Origin of the sequence: Marinitoga sp. 1154, assembly GCF_013363285.1 — a bacterium.
GTDB lineage: Bacteria > Thermotogota > Thermotogae > Petrotogales > Petrotogaceae > Marinitoga.
This window is the reverse complement of sequence record NZ_LBFB01000007.1, coordinates 1-13,650: the sequence shown is the minus strand read 5'-3', so window position 1 is coordinate 13,650 and position 13,650 is coordinate 1. Positions and strand designations below refer to the sequence as shown.

16 protein-coding genes are annotated in these 13,650 nt (G+C 29.3%); 10 read left to right on the top strand and 6 right to left on the bottom strand.

Annotated features, from left to right (window positions below):
* Positions 1 to 183: 183 nt before the first annotated feature.
* The 4 genes from XO12_RS11610 to flgB all read right to left on the bottom strand — a co-directional run bounded on the left by XO12_RS11610 (position 184) and on the right by flgB (position 1,827).
* Positions 184 to 486 carry a cupin domain-containing protein gene (locus XO12_RS11610; protein WP_047265402.1) on the bottom strand — a complete coding sequence of 101 codons (303 nt, stop codon included), beginning with the start codon at positions 484 to 486 and terminating at the stop codon, positions 184 to 186.
* A 181-nt stretch (positions 487 to 667) separates the two neighbouring features.
* Entirely contained in the window at positions 668 to 976 is a 309-nt protein-coding gene (fliE, locus tag XO12_RS04610; protein WP_047265383.1) for a flagellar hook-basal body complex protein FliE, read from the bottom strand.
* A 12-nt stretch (positions 977 to 988) separates the two neighbouring features.
* On the bottom strand, positions 989 to 1,414 hold the full coding sequence (flgC, locus tag XO12_RS04605; protein ID WP_047265403.1) for a flagellar basal body rod protein FlgC: 426 nt from the start codon (positions 1,412 to 1,414) through the stop codon (positions 989 to 991).
* A gap of 8 nt (positions 1,415 to 1,422) precedes the next feature.
* Positions 1,423 to 1,827: a flagellar basal body rod protein FlgB gene (gene flgB / locus XO12_RS04600; protein ID WP_047265384.1), complete on the bottom strand. Its 405-nt coding sequence runs from the start codon at positions 1,825 to 1,827 to the stop codon at positions 1,423 to 1,425.
* Positions 1,828 to 1,890: 63 nt separating this feature from the next.
* Here flgB and XO12_RS04595 point away from each other — a divergent pair, with 63 nt between their 5' ends.
* Entirely contained in the window at positions 1,891 to 2,910 is a 1,020-nt protein-coding gene (locus XO12_RS04595; protein WP_047265385.1) for a polysaccharide pyruvyl transferase family protein, read from the top strand.
* A gap of 14 nt (positions 2,911 to 2,924) precedes the next feature.
* On the opposite strand, the gene XO12_RS04590 is transcribed toward XO12_RS04595, so the two are convergent.
* Entirely contained in the window at positions 2,925 to 3,974 is a 1,050-nt protein-coding gene (locus XO12_RS04590; RefSeq protein WP_047265386.1) for a hypothetical protein, read from the bottom strand.
* Between the two features lie 165 nt (positions 3,975 to 4,139).
* On the opposite strand from XO12_RS04590, the gene XO12_RS04585 reads away from it, so the two are divergent.
* The 9 genes from XO12_RS04585 to XO12_RS04545 all read left to right on the top strand — a co-directional run bounded on the left by XO12_RS04585 (position 4,140) and on the right by XO12_RS04545 (position 12,835).
* The gene (locus XO12_RS04585; RefSeq protein WP_047265387.1) at positions 4,140 to 4,556 is read left to right on the top strand and encodes an OsmC family protein; all 417 of its coding nucleotides are present in this window, start codon (positions 4,140 to 4,142) and stop codon (positions 4,554 to 4,556) included.
* A gap of 1 nt (position 4,557) precedes the next feature.
* Positions 4,558 to 5,379: an Mrp/NBP35 family ATP-binding protein gene (locus tag XO12_RS04580; protein WP_047265388.1), complete on the top strand. Its 822-nt coding sequence runs from the start codon at positions 4,558 to 4,560 to the stop codon at positions 5,377 to 5,379.
* A complete protein-coding gene (gene mtnA / locus XO12_RS04575; RefSeq protein ID WP_047265389.1) occupies positions 5,376 to 6,404 on the top strand; it encodes an S-methyl-5-thioribose-1-phosphate isomerase in 1,029 nt (342 codons plus the stop codon). Before XO12_RS04580 ends, mtnA begins: the two co-directional genes overlap by 4 nt.
* Before the next feature lie 336 nt (positions 6,405 to 6,740).
* Complete coding sequence (gene thrC / locus XO12_RS04570) at positions 6,741 to 7,970, top strand: threonine synthase (protein ID WP_231580374.1); 1,230 nt, start codon at positions 6,741 to 6,743, stop codon at positions 7,968 to 7,970.
* On the top strand, positions 7,954 to 8,460 hold the full coding sequence (locus XO12_RS04565) for a (2Fe-2S)-binding protein (protein WP_047265391.1): 507 nt from the start codon (positions 7,954 to 7,956) through the stop codon (positions 8,458 to 8,460). The genes thrC and XO12_RS04565 overlap by 17 nt, the downstream gene beginning before the upstream one ends.
* Positions 8,450 to 9,295 (top strand): xanthine dehydrogenase family protein subunit M, encoded by an 846-nt coding sequence (locus XO12_RS04560; protein ID WP_047265392.1) that lies wholly within the window; start codon positions 8,450 to 8,452, stop codon positions 9,293 to 9,295. The genes XO12_RS04565 and XO12_RS04560 overlap by 11 nt, the downstream gene beginning before the upstream one ends.
* A 5-nt stretch (positions 9,296 to 9,300) precedes the next feature.
* On the top strand, positions 9,301 to 10,083 hold the full coding sequence (locus XO12_RS11605) for a xanthine dehydrogenase family protein subunit M (RefSeq protein WP_047265393.1): 783 nt from the start codon (positions 9,301 to 9,303) through the stop codon (positions 10,081 to 10,083).
* Positions 10,080 to 10,538 carry a (2Fe-2S)-binding protein gene (locus tag XO12_RS04550; protein ID WP_047265394.1) on the top strand — a complete coding sequence of 153 codons (459 nt, stop codon included), beginning with the start codon at positions 10,080 to 10,082 and terminating at the stop codon, positions 10,536 to 10,538. Before XO12_RS11605 ends, XO12_RS04550 begins: the two co-directional genes overlap by 4 nt.
* Positions 10,535 to 12,835, top strand: coding sequence for a xanthine dehydrogenase family protein molybdopterin-binding subunit (locus XO12_RS04545; RefSeq protein ID WP_047265395.1), 2,301 nt, complete (start codon positions 10,535 to 10,537; stop codon positions 12,833 to 12,835). The genes XO12_RS04550 and XO12_RS04545 overlap by 4 nt, the downstream gene beginning before the upstream one ends.
* Before the next feature lie 195 nt (positions 12,836 to 13,030).
* Here the strand turns inward: XO12_RS04545 and XO12_RS04540 are convergent.
* Positions 13,031 to 13,650 (bottom strand): PD-(D/E)XK nuclease domain-containing protein (locus XO12_RS04540; protein ID WP_175419762.1); only part of this gene is annotated, 620 nt, incomplete at its 5' end.

The window sequence follows — 13,650 nt, the reverse complement described above, 5'->3', positions numbered from 1 at the left end:
ATATTAACAAAAATCAAAAAATTCATATTCAAAAGATTATACATATATATTAGCAAATATTTGTTATTAAATGTAAAATTCTAAATTTTTCTTATTTTTTCAAATTATCAAAAAGCTTATATGAAATATAGCATTAATTTTATTTTTGGATATTAAGATAAAAAAAGGATTGCATCTGCAATCCTATATATCTATACCAAAATTATAATGTTTTTTTATATCTTCAAGTATTTCCCAAGTGCATGAAAGTCCTTTTCTAAATCTAACCAAATCTCCCTTTTCAATAGTATAGTCACCATTTTTAGTATGAACTATAACCTTTCCTTTTAAAATATAACAAACTTCAGAATCATCATAATACCAATCAAAAGTAGAAATCTCTTTTTCCCATATAGGCCATTTTTCTACATTTAATTTTTCAAGTAAAGATTTTTCCGGATTTTTAATAATTTTAATATCTGGATCATTTTCTAAAAATACACTCATTGGATTTCTAAAACCTCCTTCAGCACTTAAAATTGCTTCTCCTATAAGTTGAAAATAAAATTCAACATCTTTTTTATTAAAATTTCTATAAAGAAAAACTTCCAGAGAGCTAAAATCCGCCTCTGGATTTTTTTCAAAAAATTCATCTACAGCTTTTATAATTTCATCCATAACATATCACCTAAATCTGCATCCTCATAATTTCTTTATAAGCCTGAACTATCTTATTAGTTACTTCTGTTGTTAATTTTAACGATAAAGATGCTTTTTCAGCAGAAATAATAACATTATGAATATTATCTATTTTTCCTGCTGCATAATCTGCACTCATTTGTTCGGAAATTTTCTGAGTTTTATTTACATCTTCAATAGCATTTCTTAAAATGTCAGCAAAATTCAAATTTTTTGAAGATGTATTATTACTTTTTTGCGTCCTTGCTATATTATTAATTCCATTTATTCCTGATACTCCTGGTATTTTTTCTATCATCTATTACACCTCCTAAGCTCCACGACCTATAGATAATGCCGAATTAAACATTGTTTTTGCAGAATTTATAACAGCAACATTAGATTCATACGCCCTCTGGGCACTAATTAAATCGACCATTTCCCTCAAAGGATTAACATTTGGATATTTTACATATCCATTTTCATCTGCATCTGGGTGACCTGGATCATACACTAATCTAAAAGGACTATTATCTTCCTTTAAATTTGAAACTCTTACTCCAGATAATTGCTCATCTCTTTTAGTCCTATTTTTGTTTAAAACTTCTTTGAATGTTACTATTTTTCTTCTATATGGGCCACCATTTTCTGTTCTTGTAGTATTCGCATTTGCAAGATTATTAGATATTACTTCTGTTCTGAACCTTTCAGCCGTCATACCACTTGCAGCAATATCCATTATTCTAAAAGTATTGATATTCATTTTTATCTAATTCCTCCTATAACAGTTTTATAATCAGAAAATCTATAATTAATTAGTTTTGTTAAAGCATTGTATTGTAATGTATTCTCCATCATTTTAACCATTTCAACATCAATATCAACGTTATTACCATCTTCTCTATTTGAACGCGAGTTATCTTCAATAATCTTATAACTCACCTCATTAACAGACGGTATATTTTTTATATGTTTTCCATTATTTATTTTTAATTTAATCTCATCAGAATTCCCTAAAGCTTTCTTTAATTCTTCTTCAAAAGATACTTCTTTTCTTTTGTATCCTGGTGTGTTATAATTAGCTATATTATGAGAATATATTTTTTGTCTTGTTTCAACAGCATCTAATGCTTTTGGTATAATATTTATTGCAAGATCTTTATAAAACATTTTACTCGCCTCCTGAATTATTGTTCTATGAAAAAACTAAAAAAACCTAAGGAGATGGATGACATGAATAAAATATTTCTTATAGGTTATTACGGATATAATAATCTGGGTGATGAATTATTATTTCAATCAATATTAGAGATTTTTAGCGAATTAAATTTTGATGGAAAAGTTTATACATTATTGGATAAAACAAAAATAACTAAAAATTACAGCTTTAAAATACATAAAGTTGATAAATATAATATCCAGAAAATAATAAAAATTATAAAAGAATGTGATATAGTTATTTACGGTGGAGGAAATATTTTTCAAACAGAAACATCATTGAGAAGTTTTTTATATTATGATTTTTTATTTAAAATAGCAAAACATTATAAAAAGCACATATTATTTTTATCTCAGGGATTTGGACATTTTAAACATAAATATGCAATAAAAAGGATGAGGAAACTTTTAAAATATAAAAATTTATCTGGAATATTAAGGGATGAGACAAGTTATAGGTATGCAAAAAAATTTTCGAATCATTTTGAGTTAGGCACAGACATTGGAATGATCAAATACAAAAACTTTCAATTTCAAAAAGATATAAAAAAATACCATATATCTATAATAATAAAAAACAAACGAAATTGGGACAAAATAATATATTTGCTAAAATATGTTAATATAAATAGTATAACACCTATAGTTTTAAACAAATCTCAAGATGCCATTATAGCCTATGATTTTTTTGAGAAATACAAAAATAATATAAATATATCTTTCCCGGTTTCAGAAGAAAATAAAATCATTAATAAAATGTTAAAATCAGAATTTGTAATATCGGATAGACTACATGGGGGTATTTTGTCCTTATATCTTGGAATACCCGTTATAATGTATAAAAATCAAAAGAATTATAGAGTATTCAAAACAATTGACAAAAAATATAATCTTTTTTTTAAAAATGAAGATGATTTAATTGATTCTTTATCTCAGTTAAAAACTTATGACTTTGAAAAAATACAAAAAAATTTCATGGATAAATTAAACATATCACATCAAAAAACTCTAGAAATTATTAAAGCTTTTTTATAAATGTTAATTTCATATCAAAATCGTCTTATGATTTTTAATTCTCTACCATCAGTGGATAACACAAGAATAATATTATCAGTTGGCACTTCAACATCTATAGGATAACCATCAATCTTTAATTTTTCATATATATTAAAATTTTTATCAATAACAAAAAATTCACCTGTTATATGCGAAATTGCAAACAAATAATCACTTTTAGGATTATATGCAAAATCTGTAATTGGGATATTTTTCAATATTACACGAGTATTTTTATCCTTTAATGAATAAATATAAATTCCACCAAAAAGAGAATTTCCTATAATGTTATCATTAAATATTCCTATGTTAATTAAATATTTTCCGAATTGGGCAATCTTTTTTTGATAATTATTCCATAATTCATAAATACCGCCATCAAAATATTCACCTAAGTAATATTTATCTTTGTACTTTTTGATGTCAATAGGAAAAGAAATCCTTTTTAAATTCATTACAAAACTTTCATCACTTAATTTAAACAACAATTTATAAGTCGTAAGAATATTATCTTTTTTATTCTCATTTTCATACATTGGAATCAATATATCATCATCCACTATAGATATGAAGGGGGTTTTTACCGGAAATTTATAAAATTTCTCTATCTTTAAAGCTTCTTTGTTTATTACATACATTCCATATGGATTAGTTGTAGTAATATAAAACTTATTTTTTAAAAATTTCATATTCACAGGTTTTGCATCCAATTTCAACTTTCTGCTTAAAGTACCCCATTTATTAATTACTTTCAATGAAGGGTCTCCGTTATCTATTACATAGAGATAATTATTAATATAATATCCTGCCATTGGCCTTGAAACTATACCATTATCAACATACAACGTAACATCTCCATTAACATAATCGATAACCTTTACAGTACCACTATAATTACAAATAGTAGCATAATTACCAAATACATCAATATGAAATGTTCTTTCACCAACAGCTATTTTATCTACAATTAAAAAAGTATCTGGAGATGCTATCAATATCAAAGGAAAAAAAATGGATACAAGTATAATTATCTTTTTTATCATATACAACCTCCAAAAAGCAGTTTTTTATATTATACCTCAAAAAAATTAAAACTCAAAAATTAGATTAAAAATAAATACTATTTTTTAAAGATAATGTTATACATTATTATAAGTATAGCGCTATAATTATACTTGACTTAAAAAATCATATTTAGGAGGGGAATTATGGAAATTGAATTAAAAAACACTACAGGTATGCAATTTGTTTCAAAAACTCCTTCTGGTCACGATGTAATTATTGATGCATCACCAGAAGTTGGTGGAACTGGTAGCGGACCAAGAGCTTTAGAGTTATTTTTACTTGGAATAGGCGGTTGTACAGGAATAGATGTTGCTATGATTTTAAAGAAAATGAAAGTAGATTATAAAGATTTAAGAGTAAAATTAGAAACAGAAAGAAAGGAAAATCATCCAAGAGCATTTACAAAAATACATATAAAATATTATTTTAAAGGAAACAATTTACCTATTGAAAAATTAGAACGTGCGGTAAAATTATCACAGGAAAAATATTGTTCAGCATCAGCTACTGTAAAAGGCGTTGCTGAGGTAACCTACGAAATTATAGTTGAGGAGGAATAATATGGCAAACAAAAATGTTCAATTTAAATTACCTGATCAAAATGAGTTAAAAAATATAAAACACGTAATAATGGTAATGAGTGGAAAAGGTGGAGTCGGAAAATCAACAATAGCAGTAAATTTATCTGTAGCTCTTGCATTGGAAGGTAGAAAAGTTGGGTTAATGGATATTGATATGCATGGTCCAAATGTAATGAGGATGTTAGGAGGAACAGAAAAAGATCATCCTTATCAGGTTGGTGAAAAAATAGTACCTCCAGAAGTTAATGGCGTTAAAGTAATTTCAGTTTCACAATTTGTACCAGAAAGCGGAAAACCTATTGTTTGGAGAGGCCCAATCAAGACTGGAACAATAAAACAATTTTTTAATGATATTGAATGGGAAGAATTAGATTATATGATTATCGATGCACCTCCTGGTACAGGTGATGAACCGCTAACTGTTATGCAAATGTTAAAGAAGTTCGATGGAGCTATTATTGTCACAACGCCATCCGAAGTATCGAAAGATGATGTAGAAAGAGCTATAAACTTCTTTAAAGTTATGGATAAAAAAGTTTTGGGATTAGTTGAAAATATGGCATATTTTGAATGTCCAAATTGCCACACAAAGCATTATATTTTTGGCAAAGATGGTGCAAAAAGTTTGGCAGAAAAGTATAAATTGCCTATTTTAGCTGAAATACCAATAAGCGAAGATATAAGAATAAACATGGATACAGGAAAACCCGCAGCATATTTTGGAAAACCTGAACACGTTGCACCTTATGTTCAATTAGCTAAAAGAGTTATAGCAGAAGTGGAAAAGGATGACAAAGAATGAGTAAGTTAAAAACCATGTCTATGGAATGGACTGGAGATTCCTTAATATTAGTTGATCAGAGGATTTTGCCTCTAGAAGAAACATATATAACATGTAAAAATTATAAAGAAGTTGCTACCGCTATAAAAGATATGGTAGTTCGCGGAGCTCCTGCGATAGGAGCATCTGCTGCTTTCGGCTATGTGCTTGGAGTAAAAGAATTTCTTAATGATTTCAACAAAATGAAAGAAGTCAAAGAAACACTTGCTAATACAAGGCCAACTGCTGTTAACCTTTTCTGGGCTTTAGACAGAATGGAAAGAAAATTTTTAGAAATTAAAAACAATAAAAATTTAATAGATTTAATTGAAAAAGAAGCATTAGACATAGCCTATGAAGATATTGAAGCAAATAGAGCTATGGGAAAATTTGGTGGTGAATTGTTAAATGATGGCGATACAGTATTAACACATTGTAACGCAGGAGCTCTGGCTACTGTAGACTATGGAACCGCTCTTGGTGTAATAAGAGGAGCTAGAGAATTAGGAAAAAATATAAAAGTATATGCAGATGAAACAAGGCCTTATTTACAAGGAGCAAGGTTAACTGTATGGGAATTATATAAAGACGGATTTGATGTAACATTAATTTCTGATAATATGGCTGGATGGGTAATGAAACAGGGAAAAATAAATGCAGTTATTGTTGGAGCAGATAGAATAGCCTCAAACGGTGATGTTGCAAACAAAATAGGAACTTACTCTGTCGCTGTATTGGCAAAAAAACATGGAATACCATTCTATGTTGCTGCCCCATTATCAACTATAGATTTAAATACTCCAACCGGAAACGAAATCCCCATAGAGGAAAGATCACATAAAGAAGTTAGATTTTGTCACAAATCAAAAATGGTTCCAGAAGAAATCAAGGTTTATAACCCTGCGTTTGATGTAACACCAAATGAATTAATCACAGCAATTATTACGGAAAAAGGTGTAATAAAACCCCCTTATTCTGAAAATTTAAAAAAATTATTTGAAAAATAAAATGAGGCTTCTGCCTCATTTTATTTTTTTATTCTTCGTTAATACTTACATGATATTAGATACTTTACTGCCAAATAAAAACCCTCCCTTATGGAGGGTTTTTATTTATTTTTTTACAAAACTAATGATAATTGGATTATCTTATTTTTAATTACTCACGCTTTTCGTGAGAGAATCTTTTTCTTTTAGATATTACAAAAAAAGCTATTAAGCAGGAATAATTGAATATTATTGATTATATTTAACCGAAAATAGCTTTAAGCAAGATTTAATTTAAGTATAAAATAATGTAAAATTTAATATATATGAAAAATAAAAAAAATAGGAGGAAAAATAGTGAATTACAAATTGCGTTGCATTAACTGTGGAAAAATATACGGTGCTGAAGAAGCTGAATATATCTGTCCAACATGTGGAAATCGTTTAGGCACACTGGAAGTTGTGTTTAATTATGATGGAATAAAACTACATAGAGAAGATTTTACTAAATATAATAGTATATGGCAGTTTGAGAAAATTTTACCAATAAAGAACGACGCATACAAAACACATTTGCATGTAGGCGGAACACCGCTTTATATAATGCCAGAATTGGCTGAAGAGTTAGAGATAAAAAGTTTATTAATTAAATATGATGGCACCAATCCTACTGCTTCTTTTAAAGATAGAGCTTCTGCTATTGCAATTGCTAAAGCATATGAAAAAGGATATGATACTATCTATTGTGCATCAACAGGAAATGCTGCCAGTTCTCTAGCAGGATTGAGCGCTGCTTCAAAATTAAAAACATATATTTTTCTTCCTGCTTCTGCTCCAATAGCCAAAATATCCCAACTTTTTATCTATGGTGCAAAAGTAATCCCCATAGATGGAAGCTATGATGAAGCTTTTGACATTTCTATGAAAATCGGCGAAGAAAAAGGATGGTATTGTAGAAATTCGGCAATAAATCCTTATTTACTCGAAGGAAAGAAAACGGGAGCATTAGAAATTGCTGTTCAAAATAATTGGGAAATTCCAGATTATTTATTTGTAAGCGTCGGAGATGGAACCGTTATAAGTTCTTTTTATAAAGGATTTTATGATTTTTATAAATTAGGTTTAATAGATAAAATCCCTAAAATAATTGGCGTTCAGGCGGAAGGTGCTGCTGCTGTAAAAAAAGTTTTTGATAAAGGAGAACCATTTTTACCAGATGATATAGAAACGAATACAATTGCAGATAGTATAAGTGTTGGGAAACCCAGGGATGTTATAAAAGCCTGCAAATACGTAAAAGCAAGTGGTGGATATTTTGTAAGTGTTTCTGATGAAGAAATACTAAATGCTGTATATGAATTATCTTTAAAAACCGGAATTTTTGGCGAACCTGCAGGAGCAACATCTTATGCTGGATTAAAAAAAGTGTCAAAATCACTCGGTAAAGATGCGACTGTTGCAATAGTAATTACCGGCAATGGTTTAAAAGATGTAAAAGCAATAGAAAAATTTGTGCATTTTGAAAAAATAAAACCAGATATAAACGGAGTTAGAGAGGTGATAGAAAAATATGAAAATCAGATTTAAACTCAATAATAAATATATAGAATATGATGTTGAAGAATACAAAAGGGCTTTGGATTTTTTAAGAGATGATATGAGAATGACATCTGTAAAAGAGGGTTGCGGTGAAGGCGAATGTGGTGCCTGCACAATAATTTTGAATGGTAAAAATGTTAATTCATGTATGATTTTAGCAGTTGAACTGGATGGACAGGAAGTATGGACACTTGAAGGATTAAACGAAATAGGTGATACATTAATTCAGGAATCCTATATAGAAAAAGGAGCTATTCAATGCGGTTTTTGTACTCCAGGATTTATAATGTCAACAAAAGTTTTACTTGATAATAATCCTGATCCAGATGACAACGAGATAAAAGAAGCATTAGAAGGTAATCTTTGCAGATGTACTGGATATACGAAGATAATTGAAGCTGTTAAATTGTCCTCGACAAAATTAGCAAAAAAAAATGAAACAGTTGCTGATAAAAGAGGTGAAAAGAATGCAATTTAAATACTCTAAACCAAAAACAATAGAAGAATTAAGCATGCTAAAATCTAATTATAACGCCAAATTACTTGCTGGTGGTACAGATTTAATGGTAAAACTTAGAGCAAAATCATGTAAACCGGAAATCATAATAGATACTAAAGGATTAGGGAAAGATGAAATAAAATTTGAAAATGAAAAAGTAATAATTCCATTAAATACAACTTATAGCGATTTATTAAAAAATAGGGAATTTAAAGAAAAGTTTCCGATGCTTATTGATATAATAAAAAAAATCGGTTCCCCTCAAATAAGAAATAGAGCAACACCCATCGGAAATATCTGCAATGCTTCACCTGCTGGCGATTTTTTATTGGCAACATATCTTTTTCATGGTTATGCTTATATTAAACCCACAAATAAAAAAATAAAAATTTCACAGTTAATAGATGGCCCCGGAAAAATTAAATTAAAACCTGAAGAATTTATATATTCTATCGAATTAAAAGAAAGGATTGGATATGAATATTATTATGAAAAAGTTGGAAAAAGAAATGCAATGAACATATCTATTATTAGTTTAGGGATTGTACTAAAAAAGAAACAAAATATTATAGAAGAAATAAAAATAGCTTATGGGTCAGTAGGCCCGACTATAATACGATTTGAAGATCTGGAAAAATCTGTTATAGGCAAAGAAATAACCAGAGATCTATTTGGCTGGTTAGGAGAAAAATATATGGAAAGAATTAATCCAATTACCGATGTTAGAGCAACGGCTGAATATAGAAAAAAAATGATAAAAAATATTTTAATAAAAGCTTTTTATAATTTAAATAAAACTTTTCAGGAAGGGTGATAGGTGTGATAGAGATAAAAGATTATTTCAGGCCTAAAAGTGTGGAAGAAGCATATGAAAAACTGATTAATATTGAAGGCGCTGAAATTATTGGAAGTGGCGCTTTTATGAGATTGGCATCGAGAAAGATAAATCTGGCTATAGACCTGCAAGATACCGGACTTAATTATGTAAAACTGGAAAATGATGAAATAAAAATCGGCGGCGCAACACCATTAGGCGAAGTTGAAAGAAGCAAAATAATAAAAGAAGTATTTGAAGGTAAATTAATTCATGTTTTACAAAGTATTTGGTCTGTGCAATTAAGAAATATTGCTACAATTGGAGGAACCATCTTTCCAAAATTGGGTTTTTCTGATTTAATAACAGCTCTTCTTGTATTGAATACAGATGTTGTATTATTCAATAACGGAAGAATGCCTTTGGAAGTTTTCTTAACAGAAAAAATAAGAAAAGATATATTGGTGGAATTAATAATAAAAAACGAAAATAGAAAAATGTCTTTTCAATATATGAGAAATTCTTTTTATGATTTTTCTATTTTAAATTCTGCGGTTTCTGTTGATGAAGAGAGAAATTTCCGTATTTCAATAGGAACAAGACCCGCGGTAGCAAAATTAGCAACTAAAGCCATGGAATACTTAAAGAATAATAATGATATTGAAGAGGCATCTAAAATTGCTGCTGAAGAAATGGAATATGGTTCAAATATAAAAGCTTCAAAAGAATACAGAAAGATGATAGCACCTGTTCTTGTAAAAAGAGGTTTAGAGGAGGTTATACAATGAAAATAATACTTACAATAAATAATACAAAAAAAGAAGTAGAAATATCTCCATCGGAGTTTTTATTAGATGTATTAAGAAAGTTGGACTATACAAGTGTAAAAAAAGGATGTGACACAGGTACATGCGGTGTGTGCACAGTTTTAATGGATGGAAAACCTGTATTATCCTGTTCGATTTTAGCAGCATCTGCTGATGGACACGAAATAACAACTATAGAAGGTATCGAAAAAGATCCTGAATTTAAAAATATATCAAATGCCTTATTAGAAGAAGGTGCTGACCAATGTGGGTTTTGTGGTCCTGGATTAATTTTGAATGTATATGCCATGAAAAAGGAATTAAAAAATCCAACTGAAGAAGAAATTAAAAAATATTTAGTAGGTAATTTATGTAGATGTACAGGTTATGTTCCTCAGTTAAGAGCAATAAAAAAGTATTTTGAGGTGAAAGCATGAAAGAAGTAAAAAGTTCCATAAAAAAAGTTGATGGTATTGGATTGGTTAGTGGAAAACCAGTTTATACAGATGATTTAGCTCCCAAAAATGCATTAATTGTAAAGGTTTTAAGAAGTCCTCATGCATTTGCAAGAATAAAAAATATTGATACAAAAGAAGCAGAAAGTTTAGATGGTGTGGAATGTATATTAACATATAAAGATGTACCTAAAAACAGATTCACAAGAGCAGGTCAGGGTTATCCTGAACCATCTCCATATGATAAATATATTTTTGACGAGTATGTAAGATATGTAGGTGATGAAGTTGCCGCAGTAGCTGCAAAAGATGAATATACAGCCGAAAAAGCTTTAAAATTAATAAAAGTAGAATACGAAGTTCTGGAACCTGTTCTTGATTTTGAAAAAAGCAAAGGTTCCAAAAGTATCATTCATCCGGAAAAAGATTTTCAGAGTGAAGGATTTATAAGTTCTGATCCAAAAAATAATATAGCTGCAACATATGAAATGAGTATAGGAAATATCGAAGAAGAAATTAAAAAATCCGAAGTAGTTATTAAAGAAAGGTTTTATACACAGGCTCAGGCTCATGTTATGATGGAACCTCATTCTGCATTTTCATATATAGATATGCAAGGAAGATTGGTTGTTGTTTCTTCAACACAGGTTCCATTTCATGTAAGAAGAATATTATCAAGAGCTTTGGATATACCAATAAAAAATATCAGGGTTATAAAACCAAGAGTTGGTGGAGGTTTTGGTGGGAAACAGGGAATTCATGGAGAACCCTATGTTGCTTTAATTACATTAAAAACAGGAAAACCTGCAAAAATATATTATACAAGAAAAGAAGTCTTTGAGTCCACATATACCAGACATACTATGAGATTTGATATAACCATTGGTGCAGATAAAAATGGAAAAATAAACGTTATAGATGTTAAAGGGCTTTCTGATACAGGTGCCTATGGAGAACATGCTTTAACAACATTTATGGTAGCTGGCTCAAAAGTATTGCCAATGTATAATAAGGTAAAAGCTGTAAGATTTGGTGGAGATGTGGTATATACTAACCATCCATCTGCTGGTGCATTTAGAGGATATGGCGCAATCCAGGCTAATTTTGCTATTGAATCAGCAATGGATATTCTGGCTCATAAATTAAATATGGATCCGGTAAAACTTAGAGAAATAAATATGATACGAGAAAAAGAAACTTCACCTATCTTTAAAATAATGGGTGAAGGTAGGGAAGGCGTAGAAATGATAGTCAACAGTTGTAAACTGGATGAATGTATTGAAAAAGGTGTAAAGAAAATCGATTGGGAAAATAAATTCAGATCTAAAAAAGAAGGTAAAAAAGTAAAAGGTGTGGGGATGGCAATTGCCATGCAAGGATCTGGAATTGCAAAAATTGATATGGCGTCTGCAACGTTAAAATTGAATGATGATGGATCATTTAACTTATTAATAGGTGCAACTGACATTGGAACTGGTAGCGACACAATTTTATCACAAATAGCTGCAGAAGTATTAAATGTTCCAACTGATGATATAATACCTTATTCTTCAGATACGGATATAACGCCATTCGATACTGGAGCCTACGCATCAAGTACAACATATGTTTCTGGTAATGCTGTTAGAATAGCCGCCGAGAAAATGAAAAAAGAAATTATTAAGGCCGGCGCTGAGTACTTTGAAATTTCTGAAGAAAAAGTTAGTTTTAATGGTAAAGAGATAATTGCTGGAGAAAATAAAATAACTCTAAAAAAACTGGCAGAGATCCTTTATTATAATGAAAATCAAAAACAATTGAGCGTAACTGGATCATATGTAGGTGAAGAATCACCACCGCCATTTATGGCAGGTTTTGCTGAAGTAGAAGTAGACACAGAAACAGGAAAAATCGATTTGCTTAATTATGTTGCTGTAGTAGATTGCGGAACTCCAATCAATCCAAACCTCGCAAAAGTTCAGGTAGAAGGCGGCCTTGCTCAGGGAATAGGAATGGCAATATATGAAGAAGTTATATATGATAAAAACGGAAGATTATTAACCAACAACCTTATGAATTATAAGATCCCATCAAGAGTTGATATAAATAAACTTGATGTTGAACTGGTAGAAAGCTATGAACCATCTGGCCCTTTTGGTGCAAAAAGTGTCGGTGAAATAGGAATAGATACTCCACCTGCCGCAATAGCAAATGCAATATTTAATGCAATTGGTGTTAGAATAAAAGATCTTCCAATTACACCAGAAAAAGTATTAAAAGCATTGAAAAATAAAAAATAAAGTTTTTCCTGAGATATGAATTATTAAAGGAAGAAAATTGAATTTTCTTGAAATATCACTAATAAATATAAATTTTAAACCCTTCATATATATAAAAGCGCCAGGTATATTCCTGGCGTTATTTTTTCCCCTGTAAAACAAAAAGATAAATTTTGAGGTTTCACTTATTTTAAAATTTTTTATATTATACTACCCTTATTTTATTTCCTCAATATACTTCGCTTCTTTACCAACAAAAACAATTATATACTTTTTCATCGTTTCATTTTTTGTGTTTAATTCATATGATTTCTTGTATTTTTCTATTTGTTCTTTTGCCTGTTTTATTTTCATTTTTAATTTTTCTTCTGTGTATCCTTTTTGTTTTATGTATTTTACTTCTATTATCGCTTCATATGGCACTTCTTCGTATCTTTTGAACATTGCTATGTCTATATACCCATTTTCTACTGGATATTCCATTTTTACCATTGCATATGGCGTTAATACTAAATAACTATACATTATTGCTTTTATGTATTTTTCATCTAATCCCATGAATATTCTGTTGTCCATTTTATTCAATAGGTTTTCTATTTCTTTTGCAAATGGTTCTATTTCTCCGTCTTCTAATATCGTTATTATTGCATTTTCTATTTCATCTGTGTCTATATATTCTGTTAGCCTTTCTTCTATGTATTCTGTGAAATATTCTGAGAATATTTTTTTCATTGAATAATTTGGTATTTTTAAATATGTCCTTAATCCTTCTTTTTCAAATGTCATAAACCCAAGATAGAATAATAATGATTTTATATCTTTTATTTCTATCCTTT

Excerpts from the sequence above, each read along its gene's own strand:
- XO12_RS04545 (WP_047265395.1), top strand. The coding sequence starts at position 10,535 with ATGAAAGAAGTAAAAAGTTCCATAAAAAAAGTTGATGGTATTGGATTG.
- XO12_RS04585 (WP_047265387.1), top strand. The coding sequence starts at position 4,140 with ATGGAAATTGAATTAAAAAACACTACAGGTATGCAATTTGTTTCAAAA.
- fliE (WP_047265383.1), bottom strand. The coding sequence starts at position 976 with ATGATAGAAAAAATACCAGGAGTATCAGGAATAAATGGAATTAATAAT.
- flgB (WP_047265384.1), bottom strand. The coding sequence starts at position 1,827 with ATGTTTTATAAAGATCTTGCAATAAATATTATACCAAAAGCATTAGAT.
- XO12_RS04580 (WP_047265388.1), top strand. The coding sequence starts at position 4,558 with ATGGCAAACAAAAATGTTCAATTTAAATTACCTGATCAAAATGAGTTA.
- XO12_RS11610 (WP_047265402.1), bottom strand. The coding sequence starts at position 486 with ATGAGTGTATTTTTAGAAAATGATCCAGATATTAAAATTATTAAAAAT.
- mtnA (WP_047265389.1), top strand. The coding sequence starts at position 5,376 with ATGAGTAAGTTAAAAACCATGTCTATGGAATGGACTGGAGATTCCTTA.
- XO12_RS04560 (WP_047265392.1), top strand. The coding sequence starts at position 8,450 with ATGCAATTTAAATACTCTAAACCAAAAACAATAGAAGAATTAAGCATG.
- XO12_RS04590 (WP_047265386.1), bottom strand. The coding sequence starts at position 3,974 with ATGATAAAAAAGATAATTATACTTGTATCCATTTTTTTTCCTTTGATA.
- XO12_RS04595 (WP_047265385.1), top strand. The coding sequence starts at position 1,891 with ATGAATAAAATATTTCTTATAGGTTATTACGGATATAATAATCTGGGT.
- XO12_RS04565 (WP_047265391.1), top strand. The coding sequence starts at position 7,954 with ATGAAAATCAGATTTAAACTCAATAATAAATATATAGAATATGATGTT.
- XO12_RS04550 (WP_047265394.1), top strand. The coding sequence starts at position 10,080 with ATGAAAATAATACTTACAATAAATAATACAAAAAAAGAAGTAGAAATA.